The sequence below is a fragment of the Curtobacterium sp. Leaf261 genome, assembly GCF_001422205.1.
Classification (GTDB): Bacteria; Actinomycetota; Actinomycetes; order Actinomycetales; family Microbacteriaceae; genus Curtobacterium.
In genome coordinates, this window is record NZ_LMMJ01000001.1 from 136,003 (window position 1) to 156,711 (window position 20,709).

Sequence of the window (20,709 nt, forward strand, 5' to 3'; positions counted from 1 at the left end):
CCCCGCGTCACCGTGACCATCGGGATCGACCCGGCCCCGTCCCTCCAGGCAGCACCGACCGAAAGCAGCAAGAAGATGCTCCGCATCGCCGTGCCCAACAAGGGCTCGCTCTCCGAGACCGCAGCCGACATGCTCCGCGAGGCCGGTTACGCCGGTCGCCGCGACCCGAAGGCGCTCCACCTGGTGGACGAGCGGAACGGGGTGGAGTTCTTCTTCCTGCGGCCGCGCGACATCGCCACGTACGTCGGCTCCGGCGCGCTCGACGTCGGCATCACCGGGCGCGACCTGCTGCTGGACTCCGGGTCCGCCGCGCACGAGATCGAGGAGCTCGACTTCGCGGGATCGACCTTCCGGTTCGCCGGGACCCCCGGGCGGTTCCAGGAGCTCGCGGACCTCGACGGCGTCCGGCTCGCGACGAGCTACCCGGGGCTCGTCGGGGACTTCCTCGCCGAGCAGGGCGTCACGTCGACCCTGGTCAAGCTCGACGGTGCCGTGGAGAGCGCGGTCCGGCTCGGGGTCGCGGACGCGGTCGCGGACGTCGTGTCCACGGGCAGCACGCTCCGCGCGGCCGGACTCGAGATCTTCGGGCCGGTGATCCTCGAGTCGACGGCCGTGCTCATCTCGACGGACAGCTCGATCAAGGGCATCGACGTGCTCCAGCGGCGGCTCCGTGGGGTGCTCGTCGCGCGCGGCTACGTGATGCTCGACTACGACATCCCCTCGGCGCTCCTCGAGCAGGCGACGGCGATCGCCTCCGGCATCGAGTCCCCGACGGTCTCGCCGCTCCACGACCGGGACTGGTCGGCGGTGCGGGTGATGATCCCGACGGCGGACACGAACCTCATCATGGACGCGCTGTACGACCTCGGTGCGCGGGCGATCCTCGTCAGTCCGATCGCCGCGGCACGGCTCTGACGGCGGGGGACGACCAGTGACCGTCGCAGTCCGTGTCATCCCGTGTCTCGACGTCGCGGCCGGCCGTGTCGTCAAGGGTGTGAACTTCCTCGACCTGCAGGACGCCGGTGACCCGGTCGAGCTCGCCGCGCGCTACTACGAGCAGGGTGCCGACGAGCTGACGTTCCTCGACGTCTCCGCGACGGTGGAGAACCGCGCGACCATGTACGAGACGGTCACCCGGACCGCCGAGCAGGTCTTCATCCCGCTGACCGTCGGCGGCGGGGTCCGGAGCGTCGATGACGTCAGCCGGCTCCAGCAGTGCGGCGCCGACAAGATCGGCGTGAACAGCGCCGCCATCGCCCGCCCGGAGCTCGTCGGCGAGATCGCCGACCGGTTCGGCGCGCAGGCCGTCGTCCTGTCGCTCGACGTGGCGAGGAGCGACCGGATGCCGTCCGGGTACGTGGTCACCACGCACGGCGGTCGTCGTGCGACCGAGATCGACGCGGTGTCCTGGGCTCGGGAGGCCGTGGAACGCGGTGCGGGGGAGCTCCTCGTCAACTCCATCGACGCCGACGGCACGAAGGCCGGCTTCGACCTGGACCTCGTCCGCGCGGTCCGCGCGGTCTCGAGTGTGCCGGTGATCGCGTCGGGAGGCGCTGGTCGCCTCGAGCACTTCGCCCCGGCGATCGACGCGGGTGCCGACGCAGTGCTCGCGGCCAGTGTCTTCCACCGCGCCGAGATGACCATCGGAGCCGTCAAGGACGCGCTCCGCGCATCGGGCCACACCGTACGCTGAGGAGCGAGATGGTCACCAGCACGGACACCCCCAGCCCCCGGGCCGACAGCGACACCGAGGCGGTCCTCGACCGCGCGCGTTTCGCCGACGACGGCCTCCTCCCCGCGATCGTGCAGGAGGCCTCCACCAGGGACGTCCTGATGCTCGGCTACATGGACCGGGAGGCCCTCCGCCGGACCCTGACAGAGGGTCGCGTCACCTTCTGGTCGCGTTCCCGGCAGGAGTACTGGCGGAAGGGCGACACGTCGGGGCATGCCCAGTACGTCCGTGGAGCGGCCCTCGACTGCGACGCGGACACGCTCCTGGTGACGGTGGAGCAGGTGGGTGCCGCGTGCCACACGGGTGCGCACCGGTGCTTCGACGTGGACCCGCTCGACCCGGCCACCGCGAGTGCGCCCACCGCGAGTGCGCCCACCGTGAGTGCGCCCACCGCGGGTGCGCCCACCGACGACGAGGGGACGGCCGACCGTGGCTGAGCCGCAGGCCCACACGACCACCCGTGCCGAGTTCGACGGCCTGGTCACCGACCACCGTGTCGTCCCCGTCGTCCGTGCGCTCTTCGCCGACGGCGAGACCCCCGTCGGTGTGTACCGCAAGCTCGCCGACGGCCGCCCCGGGAGCTTCCTCCTGGAGTCGGCCGGCCAGGGCGGGCTGTGGTCCAGGTGGTCCTTCGTCGGCGTCCGGAGCTTCGGCGTCCTGACGCAGGACGGCGCGGCCGCGCGCTGGATCGACACCGGCATCGCCGCCGACCGTGCCGTCGGTGCGGACGGCCTCGACGGAGCGCCGCTCGACGTCCTCGCCCGACTCCACGACCGCTGGGCCACGGCACGCATCCCGGGGATGCCGCCCCTCGTCGGTGGGACGGTCGGCTTCATCGGGTGGGAGGCGGTCCGGCAGCTCGAGACGCTCCCGGACGCCCCGCCCGCGGAGTTCGCCGTGCCCGGTCAGGCGATGGCCTTCGTGTCCGAGCTCGCGGCGATGGACCACCGGACCGGCACGGTGCTGCTGGTCGCGAGCGTCCTCGCCGACGGCACCGACGATCCCGACACCATGTGGGGCGACGCGCAGGACCGGCTCGACCGCCTGCAGTCCGACCTCGTGCAGCCGACACCGTCGTCGGTCACCGAGCCGTTCACCGCGACCGACCCGACCCCGGTCGCCCGATCGACCCCGGCGGAGTACGCGGCGGCGATCGAGCGCTCCAAGCAGTACATCCGCGACGGCGACGTGTTCCAGGTGGTCATCTCGCAGCGGTTCGACCACGAGGTCACCGCCGACCCGCTCGACGTCTACCGTGTGCTCAGGACACTGAACCCGAGCCCGTACATGTACTTCCTCAGTCTCGAGGGCATCGCCGACCCGTCGTCGGCGCCGGGGACCCGGGGACGTCCCTACTGGATCGTCGGTGCGTCACCCGAGGCCCTCGTGCGGGTGCAGGACGGGCGCGCGCTGACGCACCCCATCGCCGGATCACGTCCGCGCGGTGCGACCCCGGACGAGGACGTGCACTTCGCCGAGGACCTGCTCGCGGACCCCAAGGAGCGTGCGGAGCACCTGATGCTCGTCGACCTCGCCCGGAACGACCTGCAGAAGGTCTGCGAACCCGGGTCGGTGGCCGTGACCGAGTTCATGCAGGTCGAGCGGTTCAGCCACATCATGCACCTCGTGTCGAGCGTCGAGGGCACCATCCGCGACGGTGCGAGTGCCATCGACGTCTTCCGCGCGACGTTCCCGGCGGGCACGCTCTCCGGCGCCCCGAAGCCTCGGGCGCTCGAGATCATCGACGAGCTCGAGCCGGCGCAGCGCGGTGTCTACGGCGGCGTCGTCGGGTACTTCGACTTCGCCGGGTCCGCCGACGTGGCGATCGCGATCCGCACGGCGCTGATCGAGGGCGGGGTGGCGCACGTGCAGGCGGGCGCCGGTCTCGTGGCGGACTCCGACCCGGCGTCCGAGCACATCGAGGCCCAGAACAAGGCGGCCGCACCGCTCCGGGCCGTCGCCACGGCGAACGGCATGACCGCGGTGCGCGCATGAGACGTCCCCTCGTCGTCGTCATCGGGATCCTGGTCACCGGGGTCGTGCTCCTCGCGTGGACCCAGACCTGGTTCACGGCGCACCTCGACGCCACGAGCGCCACGGCGACGACGGTGACCGCCGACGGGTCGGTCGCGGCGACCTCGTACTCCGCCCTCGCGATCGCGAGCCTGGCCGTGCTCCTGGCGATGACCATCGCCGGGCGTGTCGTCCGGATCGTGCTCGGTGCCGTCGAGGTCCTCCTCGGGATCGGGGTCGTGGTGACGGGTGTCAGTGCGCTCGCGGATCCGGTGCGTGCGGCGTCCGGTTCGATCGGCGACGTCACGGGCGTCAGCGACCTGACGGCGATCCGCGGTGTCGTGACGCGCATCGACACGACCGTGTGGCCGATCGTCGGGATCGCCGGCGGCGTGCTCGTCGCCCTGCTCGGCGTCGTCGTGCTCGTCGTGCAGCGGTCCTGGCCCGGGCCGAGCCGGAAGTACGGCGCGACGACGAGCCGGACACGCCCGGCCGATCAGCCGCGCGACGCCGTCGTGGACTGGGACGATCTCAGCGCAGGCGTCGACCCGACGGACGGCACGGTAGGATCGACTGGCCAGGAAGACCGGCCGGACGACCGGCCGGACGACCAACCGAACCACGAGGAGCACCGTGAGCAACACTGAGCCCGAAGAGCTCGGCGAGGGACACTCGCCGGCGGCCTGGACCGCCGTGATCATCATGCTGGTGGCGTTCGCCGTCGGCACGATCGCCTTCTGGTTCGCGATCGCCTGGGTCGTGTGGGCCGCCGCCGCACTCGCGGTCGTCGGACTCATCACCGGCGGTGTCCTCGCGAAGGCCGGCTACGGGGTCAACGGTCCGAAGTACGTCACGCGCACCCACGAGTAGTGGCGCCCGTGGCAGGACCGATGCAGAACGTGCTCGCCGGTCTCGTCGCCGGTGCCCTCGAGGACGCCGCGACCCGGCGGGCCGACCGCCCGTACGGAGACGTCGAACGCGACCTCGACCGGGTGGCCTCGCCGCTCGACGCCCTGGAGTTCCTCGCGCCGTCGGAGCGGGTCAGGGTGATCGCCGAGGTCAAGCGGGCCAGTCCGTCGCGCGGCTCGATGGCCCCGATCGAGGATCCGGCAGCCCTCGCCGCGGAGTACGAGCGCGGCGGAGCCTCGACGATCAGCGTCCTCACCGAGGGACGGAAGTTCCTCGGCTCGCTCGCCGACCTCGAGTCCGTCAAGGCCAGGGTCCGGATCCCGGTGCTCCGCAAGGACTTCATCGCCGACCCGTACCAGGTGCTCGAGGCGCGCGCGTCGGGCGCCGACGTCGTGCTCCTCATCGTCGCGGCCCTCGAGCAGCCGCAGCTGGTCGAGCTGCACACCCTCGCCGAGGAGCTCGGCATGCGGGTCCTCGTCGAGGCGCACTCCGCGGACGAGCTGGCACGCGGCGTCCATGCCGGCGCCAGGATCCTCGGTGTGAACGCCAGGGACCTCACCGACTTCTCGCTCGACCGCGATCTCTTCGGGTCCATCGTCGACCGCATCCCGGACGGCGTCATCCGCGTCGCCGAGTCGGCCGTCGCCGGCCCGGCGGACGTCGCGCACTACCGCGCGGCGGGCGCCGACGTGGTGCTGGTCGGCGAGGCGCTCGTCACCGGTACCGACCCGGCAGCGACTGTCGAACGGTTCATCGCCGTCGGTTCCGACGCACCCCGTCCCGCGAACTGAGCGCGCGCGGCCGACGCCGCCCCGTCCCTCCAATCCGATCACGCACCACCGCCCGGCGCAGCCGGGCCGAACCCCTCGGAGCCACCCGTGACCTCCTACCGTGACATGCAGGGCCCCTACTTCGGCGACTTCGGCGGACGCTACGTCCCGGAATCGCTCGTCCTGGCGCTCGACGAGCTCGAGGCGGAGTTCCGGAAGGCGTGGGCCGACCCCGAGTTCCACGCCGAGTTCGACACCCTCCAGCGCGACTACACGGGCCGCCCGTCGATCATCACCGAGGTCCCGCGGTTCGCGGAGCACGCCGGGGGAGCGCGGGTCATCCTGAAGCGCGAGGACCTCAACCACACGGGCTCGCACAAGATCAACAACGTGCTCGGTCAGGCGCTCGTCGCACGTCGTCTCGGCAAGACCCGGCTCATCGCGGAGACCGGCGCCGGGCAGCACGGTGTCGCGACCGCGACCGCAGCGGCCCTGTTCGGCATGGAGTGCGTCGTCTACATGGGTGCCGTCGACACGGAGCGCCAGGCGCTGAACGTCGCGCGCATGCGGCTGCTCGGCGCCGAGGTCGTGAGCGTCGAGACCGGGTCGCGCACGCTCAAGGACGCGATCAACGAGGCGCTCCGCGACTGGGTCGCGAACGTCGACTCGACGCACTACCTGCTCGGCACGGTCGCCGGCCCCCACCCGTTCCCCGAGATGGTCCGTGAGTTCCACAAGGTCATCGGGGTGGAGGCGCGGCAGCAGGTCCTCGACCTCGCCGGTCGTCTCCCGGATGCCGTGAGCGCCTGCGTCGGCGGGGGGTCGAACGCGATGGGCATCTTCGAGGCGTTCCTCGACGACGAGTCCGTCGCGCTGTACGGCTTCGAGGCCGGTGGTGACGGCGTCGAGACCGGTCGCCACGCCGCGAGCATCACCCTGGGTCGCGAGGGCGTCCTGCAGGGTGCGAAGAGCTACCTCATGCAGGACGAGGACGGCCAGACGATCGAGAGCCACTCGATCAGCGCCGGGCTCGACTACCCGTCCGTCGGTCCGGAGCACGCGTACCTCGCCTCGACCGGTCGCGCGACCTACGAACCGATCACGGACACCGAGGCGATGGAGGCGTTCCGCCTCCTCACCCGGACCGAGGGGATCATCCCCGCGATCGAGTCCGCACACGCGCTGGCAGGGGCGATGAAGCTCGGGCAGCGTCTCGGACGGGAGGCCCTGATCCTGGTGTCCCTGTCGGGTCGCGGTGACAAGGACGTCGCGACCGCAGGCCGGTACTTCGAGGTCCTCGACGAAGGAGCGCAGCAGCTGTGAGCCAGTCCACCACCGTCGAACCCACGGGGTCGGTCGCGCACGCGATCGACACCGCCAACGCGGAGCGTGCCGGCGCGGTCATCGGGTACCTGCCGGCCGGGTTCCCCGACGTCCGGACGAGTGTCGAGGCAGCGATCGCCCTCGCCGAGAACGGCGTCGACGCGATCGAGTTCGGCCTGCCGTACTCGGACCCCGTGATGGACGGACCGGTCATCCAGCAGGCGGCCGAGACGAGCCTCGCGAACGGGTTCCGGGTCGCCCAGGTCTTCGAGGCCGTCCAGTCGATCCGCGCCCGCGTCGACGTCCCGGTCCTCGTGATGACGTACTGGAACCCGGTGCTGCGGTACGGCGTCGAGCGGTTCGCCGACGACCTGCAGGCCGCCGGGGGCGCGGGGCTCATCACCCCGGACCTGATCCCGGACGAGGCCGCGGCGTGGATCGCGTCGTCCGAACGCACCGGGCTCGACCGGGTCTTCCTCGCCGCGCCGTCCTCCTCCGACGAGCGCATGCGCCAGGCCGTCACCTCGAGCCGTGGGTTCGTCTACGCCGTCTCGACGATGGGTGTGACGGGTGCGCGGGTCGGTGTCGACGCCGCCGCGACCACGGTCGTGTCCCGACTCCGCGACGCCGGCGTCGCACGCACGTGCGTCGGACTCGGGATCTCGACGGCGGAACAGGTCTCCGAGGTGCTCGCCTACGCGGACGGTGCCATCGTCGGTTCCGCGTTCGTCCGGTCGCTGATGGACGACGGTGTCGCCGGGGTGGGACGCCGAGCGGCGGACCTGACTCGTGGCGCTACAGTGATCCGGGACGATCGGCCTGCAACACCGTCCGTCTGACGCGACACCCTGCACCGCACGCACGACCCCGCGACGAAAGGCCAAGCACCTCCATGCTTCCCCTGAGCATCCCGAGCCCGAGGCTTCCCCTGAGCATCCCGAGCCCGAGCACGGCCTGGCAGTACTTCGACCTCACCGACTGGCTCCGCAGCACGTTCGGCTGGACGATCGGTCTGGACTTCCGGATCCACGCCTACGCCATCTGCATCCTCATCGGGATCGTCGCCGCCGTCGTGATCACGAACATGCGGCTGAACCGTCGGGGTGCCGAGCGCTGGATCATCATCGACATCGCCATCCCGACCGTCGTGTTCGGGATCATCGGGGCCCGCGCGTTCCACGTCCTGACGCACATCAGCGACTACTTCGGCCCCGGGATCGAGTGGTGGCGGCCGTTGGCGATCTGGGAAGGGGGGCTCGCGATCTTCGGTGCGCTCATCCTCGGCGCGGTCGGCGCGTACATCGGCTGCCGCTACACCGGGATCCGCTTCACGACGTTCCTCGACTCGCTGGCCCCGGCCATGCTCGTCGCACAGGCGTTCGGTCGCCTCGGCAACTACTTCAACCACGAGCTCTTCGGCATGCCGACCAGCCTGCCGTGGGGCCTCGAGATCGAGTCGTCGAACCCGGCGTACCCGGTCGGACTGCCGGCCGGCACGCTGTTCCACCCGACGTTCCTCTACGAGATCATCTGGAACCTCGTCGGGTTCGCGGTGATCGTGCTCATCGACCGCCGCTTCCAGCTGCAGTGGGGCCGCGTCCTGTCGCTGTACCTCATCTGGTACGGCATCGGCCGCTCCGTCCTCGAGTCGATCCGTGTCGACACGAGCGAGACGTTCTTCGGCGTCCGCACGAACGTCTACGCCGCGCTCTTCGCTGTGCTGCTCGGGATCGTCATCTTCATCGTGCAGTCCCGACGGCACACCGGCAAGGAGCCGAGTGCCTACATGCCGGGTCGCCAGCCCCGTCCGAGCGCCGGTATAGACTCCGACGACACGTATTCGGAGACCGACGACGACACTGTCGACGCGCGGGATCCGGAACCGGTCGCCACCGTCGCCGACCGCAGCTGAGGCATCCGCTCCCGCGCGAGCACCCTCTCGGCTGAACGAGCACGTCGCTCGGCTCCAGTAGCTCACGACCGTGCGCTCGGCGGACCCACAGCCTCCTCCGCCGGGCAGTCCGTCGCCTCCAGCGGCAAACCGTCGTAGGGTCACCACAAGCGACCCGACACCACACATGCCGCCAGGGCGCACCTCCGCTGGCGTCGTGATCGAGCACCAGTCTCCGTCCAGCCGGGCGGGACGACCCCCGGGCCAGTGTCGGATTCCCCGGCGTCGTCGGACAGCAGTTCCGACGGTGTCACGACAGCCCTGTTCCACTTCCTCGTGAGGACGGTTCCCCACCATGGCGCTCCAGCCACCTGTGCTTCTCCCCGCCCACCAGCGTTTCAGCTCGGTCCCGTCCGCCGTCGGCGCGTACGACCCGGTCAACGAGAAGGACGCGTGCGGCCTCGCGATGGTCGCGACGCTCCGCGGGACCCCGGGGCACGACATCGTCGATGCCGCGCTCGGAGCACTCCGGAACCTCGAGCACCGCGGTGCCGTCGGGTCCGACGCCGGGACCGGCGACGGCGCCGGCATCCTCTGCCAGGTGCCGGACGCGTTCTTCCGCGAGGTCGTCGATTTCACGCTCCCGGAGGCCGGCGAGTACGCGGTCGGCACGGCCTACCTGCCGGTCGACGACGACGCCCGCGCCGGTGTCAAGGCGGCCATCGAGTCGATCGTGGCCGAGGAGGGCCTCGCGGTCCTCGGCTGGCGCGAGGTCCCGGTCCGTCCGGAAGAGCTCGGCTCACTGGCGCGCGCCGCGATGCCCGCGTTCGAGCAGCTGTTCGTCACCAGCACGCGCCACGACACGGACGGCTCGCCGTGGTCGGGGATCGCACTCGACCGGCAGACCTACCGCGCGCGCAAGCGGATCGAGCGCGACAACGAGGTCTACTTCATGTCGCTGTCGAGCCGGACCATGGTCTACAAGGGCATGGTCACGACGCTCCAGCTCGAGCCGTTCTACCCCGACCTCAGCGACGAGCGGTTCGCGTCCCGCCTCGCCATCGTGCACTCCCGCTACTCGACGAACACGTTCCCGTCGTGGCCGCTCGCGCAGCCGTTCCGGATGATCGCGCACAACGGTGAGATCAACACCGTGCGCGGCAACCGAAACTGGATGCGCGCCAGGCAGTCCCAGCTGGAGAGCGAGCTCCTCGGCGACCTCGCACCCCTGCTGCCGATCGTCAGTCCCGCCGCGAGCGACTCGGCGTCCTTCGACGAGGTCGTCGAGCTGCTGTCCCTGAGCGGGCGCAGCATGCCGCACGCGGTGTCGATGATGGTTCCCGAGGCCTGGGAGAACCGCACCGACATGGACCCCGACCTCCGGGCGTTCTACGAGTACCACTCGATGCTCATGGAGCCGTGGGACGGGCCCGCCGCGATCACGTTCACCGACGGGTCGCTCGTCGGAGCCACCCTCGACCGGAACGGGCTCCGCCCCGGGCGCTTCCTCGTGACGGACGACGGCCTCGTCGTGCTCGCGAGCGAGATCGGTGTGATCGACGTCCCGGCGTCGCGGATCGTCCGGAAGGGCCGTCTGCGCCCCGGTCGGATGTTCCTCGTCGACACCGATGCCGGTCGGATCATCGAGGACGACGAGGTCAAGCAGGGCCTGGCGTCGTCCGGGCCGTGGGCCGAATGGCTCGAGGCCGGCCGCATCAACCTCCGCGACCTGCCCGACCGTGAGCACATCGTGCACACCCCGGCGTCCGTCACACGGCGCCAGCGTGCCTTCGGGTACACCGAGGAGGAGGTCCGCATCCTCCTCCGTCCGATGGCGCAGACCGGCGCGGAGCCGCTCGGGGCGATGGGGTCGGACACGCCGATCGCGGTGCTCTCCGAACGCCCGCGGCTCCTCTTCGACTACTTCACGCAGCAGTTCGCACAGGTGACCAACCCGCCGCTCGACTCGATCCGCGAGCAGGTCGTCACGAGCATGGGCCTCGGGCTCGGCCCGGAGCGGAACCTCCTCGACGCGACCCCGGAGCACGCCAGGCAGATCGTCCTCGACTTCCCGGTCATCGACAACGACCAGCTCGCCAAGGTGCAGCACTTCGAGACGGCGTCCGGTCGGAACCTCACCGTGACGGTGAAGGGGCTCTACCGCGTCGACGCCGGTAAGAAGGCCCTGCAGAAGCGCATCGCCGCCATGTGCGACGAGGTCGACGAGGCGATCGCCGCCGGCAAGCAGTTCATCGTGCTGTCCGACCGCGACGGCAATGCCGAGTACGCGCCCGTCCCGAGCCTCCTCATGCTCGCCGCCGTCCACCACCACCTGATCCGGACCGAGCAGCGCATGGCGGTCGGCCTGGTGCTCGAGGCCGGCGACGTCCGCGAGGTGCACCACGTCGCGACCCTGATCGGCTACGGCGCGTCGGCGATCAACCCGTACCTCGCGATGGAGACGTGCGAGAACCTCGTGCGGAGCGGCATGCTCCCGGGGCTCACGCCGGAGCAGGCCGTCAAGAACGTCATCAGGGCGCTCGGCAAGGGCGTCCTGAAGATCATGTCCAAGATGGGCATCTCGACGGTGTCGAGCTACGCCGCGGCGCAGGCGTTCGAGGCCGTCGGGCTCAGCCAGGCGTTCGTGGACAAGTACTTCACCGGGACGTCCTCGATCCTCGGCGGCGTCGACATCGACGTCATCGCGAAGGAGAACGCCGAGCGGCACGCCAGCGCCTACCCGCAGGACGGGGCCGTCGTCGCGCACGAGCGGCTCGCGACCGGCGGCGAGTACCAGTGGCGCCGCGAGGGACCGCCGCACCTGTTCAACCCGGAGACGGTCTTCCGCCTGCAGCACGCCACGCGCGCCCGCCGGTACGACATCTTCCGGGACTACTCGAAGGCCGTCGACGACCAGGCCGAGCAGCTGATGACCCTCCGCGGGCTCTTCAACTTCAAGACCGGGATCCGTCCCGCCGTGCCGCTCGACGAGGTCGAGCCGATCGAGTCGATCGTCAAGCGGTTCAACACCGGGGCGATGAGCTACGGCTCGATCTCCCAGGAGGCACACGAGTCCCTCGCGATCGCGATGAACCGACTCGGCGGCCGCTCGAACACGGGCGAGGGCGGCGAGGACGTCGAGCGCCTCCTCGACCCCGAGCGGCGGAGCGCGATCAAGCAGGTCGCATCCGGGCGCTTCGGCGTCACGAGCATGTACCTGACGCACGCCACCGACATCCAGCTGAAGATGGCGCAGGGCGCCAAGCCCGGCGAGGGCGGTCAGCTCCCGCCGACCAAGGTGTACCCCTGGGTCGCGCGGACGAGGCACGCCACGGCCGGCGTCGGGCTCATCTCGCCGCCGCCGCACCACGACATCTACTCGATCGAGGACCTCAAGCAGCTGATCTTCGACGTCAAGCGGGCGAACCCTGCCGCGCGCGTCCATGTGAAGCTCGTGAGCCAGTCCGGGATCGGCGCCGTGGCCGCCGGCGTGACGAAGGCACTCGCCGACGTCGTGCTCGTCTCCGGCCACGACGGCGGAACCGGCGCGAGTCCACTGAACTCGCTGAAGCACGCGGGCACACCGTGGGAGATCGGCCTCGCCGAGACCCAGCAGACGCTCATGCTCAACAAGATGCGTGACCGCGTCGTCGTGCAGGTCGACGGCCAGATGAAGACCGGTCGCGACGTCGTGGTGGCCGCACTCCTCGGCGGCGAGGAGTACGGGTTCGCGACGGCGCCGCTCGTGGTCCAGGGGTGCATCCTGATGCGCGTCTGTCACCTCGACACCTGCCCGGTCGGCGTCGCCACACAGAACCCGGAGCTCCGTGCGCGGTTCTCCGGCAAGCCGGAGTTCGTGGTGAACTTCTTCGAGTTCCTGGCGCAGGAGGTCCGCGAGTACCTCGCCGAGCTCGGCTTCCGGTCCCTCGAGGAGGCCATCGGCCACGCCGAGTTCCTCGACGTCGACCGCGCCGTCGAGCACTGGAAGGCGTCGGGCCTCGACCTCGCGCCGGTCCTCCGCGGACCGGACTTCCCCGAGGACGAGCCCCGCCGGAACACCCGCGCACAGGACCACGAGCTCGAGGACCACTTCGACAACCAGCTCATCCGCGCCGCGGCCGACGTGCTCGACCACGGCGGGACACTCGAGCTCGACCTGCCGATCCGGAACACCGAGCGCGCCGTCGGCACCATGCTCGGGCACGAGGTGACGGTGCGGAAGGGCGAGCACGGGCTCCCGGCCGGTTCGATCGACATCACGCTCCGCGGTTCGGCCGGGCAGTCGCTCGGTGCGTTCATGCCCGCGGGGATCCGCCTCCGGCTCTTCGGCGACAGCAACGACTACGTCGGCAAGGGCCTCTCCGGTGGCGAGATCATCGTGCGACCGGCCGAGGGTGCGGCGTTCGTCGCGTCGGAGAACGTCATCGCCGGGAACGTCATCGGCTACGGCGCGACCCAGGGTTCGATGTTCATCAGCGGCATCGTCGGCGAACGGTTCCTCGTCCGGAACTCCGGCGCGACCGCGGTCGTCGAGGGCGTGGGGGACCACGCACTCGAGTACATGACCGGCGGGCTCGCACTCATCCTCGGCGAGACCGGCCGGAACCTCGGTGCCGGCATGTCCGGCGGGACGGCGTACGTCCGTGGGCTCCGCACCGACGACGTCAACGCGGACGCCATCGCCTCGGGGGAGCTCGTGCTCTCCGGACTCGACAGCGCCGACGTGGAGATCGTCACCGACATGCTCGAGCGTCACGCCACCGAGACCGGGTCGGTCCTCGCCACGGAGATCCTCGGCGACCTCGACCGCGAGCTCGAGGGCTTCGTCAAGGTGGTGCCGCGGGACTACGCGGCCGTGCTGCAGACGCGGAAGGACGCCGTCGACGAAGGGCTCGACCCCGACGGTGACGTCGTCTGGAACCGCATCCTGCAGGTGACCGTTGGCTGACGCGACCCCGCGCCGGACCACCGCCCGCGTGGCGGAGGCCAGCCGCGCCTCCCGTCCGACCCGCGTCGCCGACGTGACGCACCCGACCATCCCGACACGCAACGAACAGGAGGCAGCACGTGGCTGACCCCAAGGGGTTCCTGAAGGTCCAGGAACGCGAACTGCCCGTCCGTCGTCCGGTCCCGGTGCGGCTGATGGACTGGAAAGAGGTCTACGAGCAGCAGGAGTCCGGCCAGCTGCGTCGGCAGGCCGGCCGCTGCATGGACTGCGGCGTGCCGTTCTGCCACCAGGGCTGCCCGCTCGGCAACCTCATCCCGGAGTGGAACGACCTGACGTGGCGGAACGAGGGTCGTCAGGCCATCGAGCGGCTGCACGCGACGAACAACTTCCCGGAGTTCACCGGTCGGCTCTGCCCGGCGCCGTGCGAGGCCTCGTGCGTGCTCGGCATCAACCAGCCGCCGGTCACCATCAAGCAGGTCGAGGTGTCGATCATCGACACCGCGTTCCAGAACGGCTGGGTCACGCCGCACCCGCCGGAGCGACTGACCGGCAAGACCGTCGCCGTCGTCGGTTCCGGGCCGGCCGGGCTCGCCGCCGCGCAGCAGCTGACCCGCGCCGGGCACACCGTCGCCGTCTACGAGCGGGACGACCGCATCGGCGGGCTCCTCCGCTACGGCATCCCGGACTTCAAGATGGAGAAGCGCCAGATCGAGATGCGGCTCGCGCAGATGCAGGCCGAGGGCACGCGGTTCCGTGCCGGCGTCGAGATCGGCGTCGACATCACTTGGGACGACCTGAAGACCCGCTACGACGCCGTGGTCGTCGCGACCGGTGCCACGGTGCCGCGCGACCTGCCGATCCCCGGGCGCGACCTCGAGGGCGTGCACTTCGCGATGGAGTACCTCGTGCAGCAGAACCGCGCGGGTGCCGGCACGACGGTCGACAACCAGATCACCGCCGAGGGCAAGCACGTCGCGGTGATCGGTGGCGGCGACACCGGCGCGGACTGCATCGGCACCGCGCACCGTCAGGGCGCGCTGAGCGTGACGAACCTGGCGATCGGCCAGCAGCCGCCGACCGACCGACCGGACGACCAGCCGTGGCCGATGTTCCCGTCGGTGTTCGAGGTCACGAGCGCGCACGAGGAGGGTGGGGAGCGGAAGTTCCTCGCATCGACGGTCGAGTTCCTGTCGAACGAGGCGGGCGAGGTCCGTGCGCTGCGTGTGGCCGAGACCGAGTACCTCGACGGGCGCCGTGTCCCGAAGGCCGGCACCGAGCACGAGATCCCCGCCGACCTCGTCCTCATCGCGATGGGGTTCACCGGCCCGGAGCGCGACACGCTCGAGCCGCAGCTCGGACTGCCGTTCACCCCCGCCGGGGCACTCGACCGCGCCGCCGACTACACGACGAACGAGCCGGGTGTGTTCGTCGCCGGGGACGCCGGTCGTGGCCAGTCGCTCATCGTGTGGGCGATCGCCGAGGGCCGTGCGGCAGCGGCCAAGGTCGACACCTACCTCGAGGGCTCGACGATCCTGCCGGCCCCGGTCAAGGCGACGGACCGGGCGATCTCGGTCTGAGACGGCGACCGGACGGATCCGGACCCCGCGATCCGACACCGGCCGCCGTGCGGTGCACCGGGTGGCCACTCGCAGTCGCTAGGCTGCGAGTGGCCTTCGCCATGCAAGACCGAACATCCACCACACGAAGGAACCCATGAGACGCGCAAAGATCGTTTCGACGCTCGGACCGGCCACCTCGGACTACGAGACCGTCAAGCAGATCATCGAGGCCGGTGTCGACGTCGCCCGTCTGAACCTGAGCCACGGTGACTACAGCGTCCACGAGGCCAACTACGAGAACGTCCGGCGTGCGGCAGCCGACCTCGGCAAGCCCGTCGCGATCCTCGTCGACCTCCAGGGCCCGAAGATCCGGCTCGCACGGTTCGCCGATGGCCCGCACACCCTCGCCGTGGGTGACGTCTTCACCATCACGACCGAGGACGTCCCCGGCACCAAGGACATCTGCGGCACGACGTTCAAGGGCCTCCCGCAGGACGTCAAGCCCGGCGACCCGCTGCTCATCGACGACGGGCGCGTGCGTCTCCGCGTGCTCGACACCGACGGGGTCCGGGTCCGCACGGAGGTCGTCGTCGGCGGCGCCGTCTCGAACAACAAGGGCATCAACCTGCCGGGCGTCGCGGTGAACGTCCCAGCGCTCTCCGAGAAGGACGAGGCGGACCTCCGCTGGGGACTCCGGATCGGTGCCGACCTCATCGCGCTGTCGTTCGTCCGCAACGCGGCCGACGTCGACCGTGCGCACGAGATCATGGCGGAAGAGGGCATCAAGGTCCCGGTCATCGCCAAGGTCGAGAAGCCGCAGGCCGTCGACGCGCTCGAGGAGATCATCGACGCGTTCGACTCGATCATGGTCGCCCGCGGTGACCTCGGTGTCGAGCTGCCCCTCGAGGCGGTCCCGATCGTGCAGAAGCGCGCCGTCGAGCTGTCCCGCCGCATGGCGAAGCCGGTCATCGTCGCGACGCAGATGCTCGAGTCGATGATCTCGAGCCCGATCCCCACCCGTGCGGAGACCTCCGACGTCGCGAACGCCGTCCTCGACGGCGCCGACGCGGTCATGCTCTCCGGCGAGACGAGCGTCGGCGAGTACCCGGTGCAGACCGTCCGGACCATGGCACGCATCATCGAGTCCACCGAGGACCACGGTCTCGAGCGGATCCCCCCGCTCGGCACGAAGCCGCGCACCCTCGGTGGTGCCATCACCCTCGCCGCGGTCGAGATCGCGGACTTCACGGACGCCTCCTACCTCTGCGTGTTCACCGAGTCCGGCGACTCCGCGCGGCGCATGTCGCGCCTCCGGCACGGTCTGCCGATCATCGCGCTGACGCCGAACGAGTCGACCCGCCGTCGCATGACACTGACGTGGGGTGTCCAGTCGTTCCTCGTCGAGCGGAAGACGCACACCGACGAGCTCTTCGCCGAGGTCGACGACGTGCTGCTCGGCAACGGGCTGGCCGCCCCGGGCGACCGGGTCATCGTGACGGCCGGGTCCCCTCCCGGGATCCCGGGGTCGACGAACGACCTCCGCGTGCACCGGGTCGGCGACGCGCACGCCGAGGCAGCGCCGGCGTACGTCCGCAACTGACGGCCGTCCGGACTGGAGGGACGGCGCATGCCCGGAACGACGACCGCCGGCCCGGCGGGTCCACGCGACCCGGCGGGTCCCCGCGACCCGTCGGGTCCTCGCGACCCGTCGGACATCCGGCGCTGGCGGCGGTACCTCGCTGACGAACGCGCCGAGGAGTCGGTCTACCGGAACCTCGCCGGACGTCGCGATGGCGAGGAACAGGACATCCTCCTGAGCCTCGCCGACGCGGAGGGCCGTCACCAGCAGCACTGGATCGACCTGCTCGGCGACGACGTCGGGCGGCCGCTCGCGGGGGACGTCCGGACACGGGTCCTCGCGGGGCTCGCGAAGCGCTTCGGGTCGGTCTTCGTCCTCGCGCTCATGCAGCGCGCCGAGGACCGCTCGCCGTACGCCTCGGACTCCGACGCGTCGGCGGCGATGGCGGCCGACGAGCGCATCCACGGCGAGGTGGTCCGCGGACTCGCGAACCGTGGACGCCTCCGACTCTCCGGCACGTTCCGCGCAGCGATCTTCGGAGCGAACGACGGCCTCGTGTCGAACCTCGCCCTCATCATCGGCATCAGTGCCTCCGGCGCCGATCGGCACATCGTGCTGCTGAGCGGCATCGCCGGGCTGCTCGCCGGAGCGCTCTCGATGGGCGCGGGGGAGTACGTCTCGGTCAGGTCCCAGCGAGAACTCCTCGAGGCGTCGGCGCCGCACCCGGACGCCGGCCGTGCCGTGGTGGACCTCGATGTGGACGCGAACGAGCTGGCACTGGTCTACCGCGCCCGCGGAATGGACCCGGAGGCAGCCGAGCAGCACGCCGCCGAGGTCCTGGCCGGACTCGTGCAGTCGGTCGACGCGACGGCGACGCCGGACGGCCAGGGTGTCGACGAGCACGAGGCGATCGGCACCGGCATGAGTGCGGCGATCTCGAGCTTCCTGTTCTTCGCGTCGGGGGCGATCATCCCGATCATCCCGTACCTGTTCGGGCTCGGCGGGTGGGCGGCGCTCACGATCGCGGCGGTCCTGGTGGGCATCGCGCTGCTCGTGTCCGGTTCGGTGGTGGGGGTGCTCTCCGGGGCATCGCCGGCCAAGCGTGCGCTCCGGCAGTTGGCGATCGGGTTCGGGGCCGCCGCGGTCACCTACGTGCTCGGCCTGCTCTTCGGCACCGCCGGCGTCTGATCCCGGCCGGGCCAGCGGGACACCTCGTCAGCGGCGGGTCGCGGCGCGTGCGGGGTGCAGCAGCAGCGCCGCGATCCCGACGAGGATGAGCACGATACCGGCGACCACGACGAACACCGTCAGGGCGAGCCCCGGCAGGACGAGCACCGCGACCCCGCCGAGGACCGACAGAACGCCGCTGACGAGCGCGGGTGCCCGGGACGACCCCGGGTGGCCGACGACCGCCCCGACGACGGCGGCGACCCCCTCGACGACGAACCCGAAGCCCGCGAGGATCGCGAGGACGAGGAGCGGAGCAGCGGGATCGAGCAGGCACACGAGCCCGCCGATCGCGACGAGCACACCGACGACACCGGACACCCAGCGCCAGGTGCCCACCGCGCCGCGCCCGTTCAGGGCCGCCACGACCCGGAGCACGCCGGCGACGACGAGGTAGACGCCGAACACGATCGCGACGAGCACCAGCGCCGGTCGTGGCCAGACGATGGCGATCACCCCGAGCACGATCGCGACGGCTGCGGTGACGATCACGAAGACGCGGAACGACCGGACGGCTCGGGAGTCCATGCAGGGACGCTATCCATGGCGGATGCGCGATACCCAGTGACTCCACAGCGTGCAACGAGATGCAACCCCCTCGGCCGTAGGGTGCGAGCACGTGATCCCGACCCGGGTGATCGCGAACCGACAACGTCGTCGAGAGGGCAACCACCATGACCATCGCATCTGCGCCCACCACCTACGCGGCACCCGGGACCGAGGGCTCCCTCGTCCGGTTCCGCGACCGGTACGACCACTTCATCGGCGGCGAGTACGTCCCACCGTCGTCCGGTCAGTACTTCGAGAACCCGACACCCGTGACGGGCACGGTCTTCACGGAGGTCGCCCGGGGCAACGCCCAGGACGTCGACCGGGCGGTGGAGGCCGCCTGGCGCGCGTTCGACTCGTGGGGGAAGACGAGCGCCACCGAGCGTGCCGTGATCCTCAACAAGATCGCGGACCGCATGGAGGCGAACCTCGAGCTGCTCGCCGTCGCCGAGACCTGGGAGAACGGCAAGCCGATCCGCGAGACCGTCGGTGCGGACATCCCGCTCGCGATCGACCACTTCCGGTACTTCGCCGGGGCGATCCGTGCACAGGAGGGTTCGACGGGCGAGATCGACCACGACACCGTCGCCTACCACTTCCACGAACCGCTCGGGGTCGTCGGGCAGATCATCCCGTGGAACTTCCCGATCCTCATGGCGGTCTGGAAGCTCGCGCCCGCGCTGGCCGCCGGCAACTGCGTCGTGCTGAAGCCCGCCGAGCAGACCCCGGCGTCGATCCACGTCCTGATCGAGCTCATCCAGGACCTGCTCCCGGCCGGTGTGCTGAACGTCGTCAACGGCTTCGGCATCGAGGTCGGCGCTCCGCTCGCATCGCACCCGAACATCCGGAAGATCGCGTTCACCGGTGAGACGACGACCGGTCGGCTCATCATGCAGTACGCGTCGGAGAACCTGATCCCGGTGACGCTCGAGCTCGGCGGCAAGAGCCCGAACGTGTTCTTCGGGGACGTCGCGGACGCCAAGGACTCGTACTACGACAAGGCGCTCGAAGGGTTCACGTTCTTCAACCTCAACCAGGGCGAGGTCTGCACGTGCCCGTCGCGGGCGCTCGTCGCGGCGTCGATCTACGACGGCTTCGTCGCCGACGGGCTCGAGCGCGTCAAGGCGGTCAAGCAGGGTCACCCCCTCGACATGTCGACGATGATCGGTGCGCAGGCATCGAACGACCAGCTCGAGAAGATCCTCAGCTACATCGACATCGGCAAGCAGGAGGGTGCGACGCTGCTGACGGGTGGTGAGCGGAGCGACCTCGGTGGCGAGCTGTCCGGCGGGTACTACGTCCAGCCGACGATCTTCGAGGGCAAGAACTCGATGCGGATCTTCCAGGAGGAGATCTTCGGGCCGGTCCTGTCGCTCACGAGCTTCCAGGACTACGACGACGCGATCAAGCTCGCCAACGACACCCTGTACGGCCTCGGGGCCGGGGTGTGGAGCCGGAACGCGACGACGCTCTACCGCGCGGGCCGGGACATCCAGGCCGGTCGCGTGTGGTCGAACACCTACCACCAGTACCCGGCGGGTGCGGCGTTCGGCGGGTACAAGCAGTCCGGGATCGGCCGCGAGAACCACAAGATGATGCTCGACCACTACCAGCAGACGAAGAACCTGCTCGTGTCGTACGCCGACGGTCCGATGGGGTTCTTTTGATCACGGGGACGTCCGCCGCCGGCACCGTGCCAGACGGGGGCTTCTCGTGATCGACACGTCCGGCCGTCCTGCGGCGACGGAACTCGCGTCACCGCCGGGTGCACCACCCCGCGTCGTCTCGACCCCGGTCGCGGACGACCTCCTCCGCCTGCTCGCAGCACGGCATGGCCCGCTCATGTTCCACCAGTCCGGCGGCTGCTGCGACGGGTCGAGCCCGATGTGCTACCCCGTCGGGATGTTCCGCACGGGTGCGTCGGACGTCCACCTGGGCACCCTGACGGTGGCGGGCATCGACGCCGTGGCGTTCTTCATGTCCCGGAGCCAGTTCGAGTACTGGAAGTACACCGCCCTGACCGTCGACGTCGTGGACGGCCGGGGGAGCGGCTTCAGCGTCGAGGCGCCGGAGGGCAAGCGGTTCATGATCCGCTCCCGCATGTTCACCGACGAGGAGTCCAGGACGCTCGGACTCGTCTGAGCGGCGGCCGCGGAGACGGACTGGAGGGACGGTGTCAGCTGGCACCGTCCCTCCGGTCCGTCACCGG

At 70.6% G+C, this 20,709-nt stretch carries 17 protein-coding genes; 16 read left to right on the forward strand and 1 reads right to left on the reverse strand.

The features are described from left to right. Positions 1–75: 75 nt before the first annotated feature. The 14 genes from hisG (at position 76) to ASF23_RS00665 (ending at position 17,912) form a co-directional block, all read left to right on the forward strand. A complete protein-coding gene (gene hisG / locus ASF23_RS00600; protein WP_055948977.1) occupies positions 76–915 on the forward strand; it encodes an ATP phosphoribosyltransferase in 840 nt (279 codons plus the stop codon). A gap of 16 nt (positions 916–931) precedes the next feature. Further along, a complete protein-coding gene (hisF, locus tag ASF23_RS00605) occupies positions 932–1,693 on the forward strand; it encodes an imidazole glycerol phosphate synthase subunit HisF (protein WP_055947525.1) in 762 nt (253 codons plus the stop codon). Between the two features lie 8 nt (positions 1,694–1,701). Next, a complete protein-coding gene (hisI, locus tag ASF23_RS00610; RefSeq protein ID WP_055947527.1) occupies positions 1,702–2,169 on the forward strand; it encodes a phosphoribosyl-AMP cyclohydrolase in 468 nt (155 codons plus the stop codon). Next, positions 2,162–3,727, forward strand: a complete 1,566-nt coding sequence (locus ASF23_RS00615; protein ID WP_055947531.1) for an anthranilate synthase component I — start codon at positions 2,162–2,164, stop codon at positions 3,725–3,727. Before hisI ends, ASF23_RS00615 begins: the two co-directional genes overlap by 8 nt. Continuing rightward, positions 3,724–4,392, forward strand: coding sequence for a Trp biosynthesis-associated membrane protein (locus ASF23_RS00620; protein WP_055947534.1), 669 nt, complete (start codon positions 3,724–3,726; stop codon positions 4,390–4,392). The genes ASF23_RS00615 and ASF23_RS00620 overlap by 4 nt, the downstream gene beginning before the upstream one ends. Further along, positions 4,379–4,615 carry a DUF6704 family protein gene (locus ASF23_RS00625; RefSeq protein ID WP_055947537.1) on the forward strand — a complete coding sequence of 79 codons (237 nt, stop codon included), beginning with the start codon at positions 4,379–4,381 and terminating at the stop codon, positions 4,613–4,615. Before ASF23_RS00620 ends, ASF23_RS00625 begins: the two co-directional genes overlap by 14 nt. A 29-nt stretch (positions 4,616–4,644) precedes the next feature. Then, complete coding sequence (trpC, locus tag ASF23_RS00630; RefSeq protein ID WP_055948979.1) at positions 4,645–5,445, forward strand: indole-3-glycerol phosphate synthase TrpC; 801 nt, start codon at positions 4,645–4,647, stop codon at positions 5,443–5,445. 87 nt (positions 5,446–5,532) lie between these two features. Next, positions 5,533–6,747 (forward strand): tryptophan synthase subunit beta, encoded by a 1,215-nt coding sequence (gene trpB / locus ASF23_RS00635; protein ID WP_055947540.1) that lies wholly within the window; start codon positions 5,533–5,535, stop codon positions 6,745–6,747. Further along, complete coding sequence (gene trpA / locus ASF23_RS00640) at positions 6,744–7,586, forward strand: tryptophan synthase subunit alpha (RefSeq protein ID WP_055947542.1); 843 nt, start codon at positions 6,744–6,746, stop codon at positions 7,584–7,586. Before trpB ends, trpA begins: the two co-directional genes overlap by 4 nt. Before the next feature lie 53 nt (positions 7,587–7,639). Next, the gene (gene lgt, locus ASF23_RS00645) at positions 7,640–8,659 is read left to right on the forward strand and encodes a prolipoprotein diacylglyceryl transferase (RefSeq protein ID WP_055947552.1); all 1,020 of its coding nucleotides are present in this window, start codon (positions 7,640–7,642) and stop codon (positions 8,657–8,659) included. A gap of 334 nt (positions 8,660–8,993) precedes the next feature. Then, positions 8,994–13,586: a glutamate synthase large subunit gene (gene gltB, locus ASF23_RS00650; RefSeq protein ID WP_055947555.1), complete on the forward strand. Its 4,593-nt coding sequence runs from the start codon at positions 8,994–8,996 to the stop codon at positions 13,584–13,586. 119 nt (positions 13,587–13,705) lie between these two features. Continuing rightward, entirely contained in the window at positions 13,706–15,163 is a 1,458-nt protein-coding gene (locus ASF23_RS00655) for a glutamate synthase subunit beta (RefSeq protein WP_055947557.1), read from the forward strand. 136 nt (positions 15,164–15,299) lie between these two features. Further along, a complete protein-coding gene (gene pyk / locus ASF23_RS00660) occupies positions 15,300–16,745 on the forward strand; it encodes a pyruvate kinase (RefSeq protein WP_055947560.1) in 1,446 nt (481 codons plus the stop codon). 27 nt (positions 16,746–16,772) lie between these two features. Beyond that, positions 16,773–17,912 (forward strand): VIT1/CCC1 transporter family protein, encoded by a 1,140-nt coding sequence (locus tag ASF23_RS00665; RefSeq protein ID WP_082473665.1) that lies wholly within the window; start codon positions 16,773–16,775, stop codon positions 17,910–17,912. Positions 17,913–17,939: 27 nt separating this feature from the next. Here ASF23_RS00665 and ASF23_RS00670 read toward each other — a convergent pair whose 3' ends face one another. Next, positions 17,940–18,479 carry an HdeD family acid-resistance protein gene (locus ASF23_RS00670; protein ID WP_055947563.1) on the reverse strand — a complete coding sequence of 180 codons (540 nt, stop codon included), beginning with the start codon at positions 18,477–18,479 and terminating at the stop codon, positions 17,940–17,942. A gap of 146 nt (positions 18,480–18,625) precedes the next feature. On the opposite strand from ASF23_RS00670, the gene exaC reads away from it, so the two are divergent. Both exaC and ASF23_RS00680 read left to right on the forward strand, forming a co-directional pair. Continuing rightward, positions 18,626–20,167, forward strand: coding sequence for an acetaldehyde dehydrogenase ExaC (exaC, locus tag ASF23_RS00675; RefSeq protein ID WP_055947566.1), 1,542 nt, complete (start codon positions 18,626–18,628; stop codon positions 20,165–20,167). Positions 20,168–20,216: 49 nt separating this feature from the next. Next, on the forward strand, positions 20,217–20,642 hold the full coding sequence (locus ASF23_RS00680; protein WP_055948983.1) for a DUF779 domain-containing protein: 426 nt from the start codon (positions 20,217–20,219) through the stop codon (positions 20,640–20,642). The last annotated feature ends 67 nt before the right edge of the window (positions 20,643–20,709 follow it).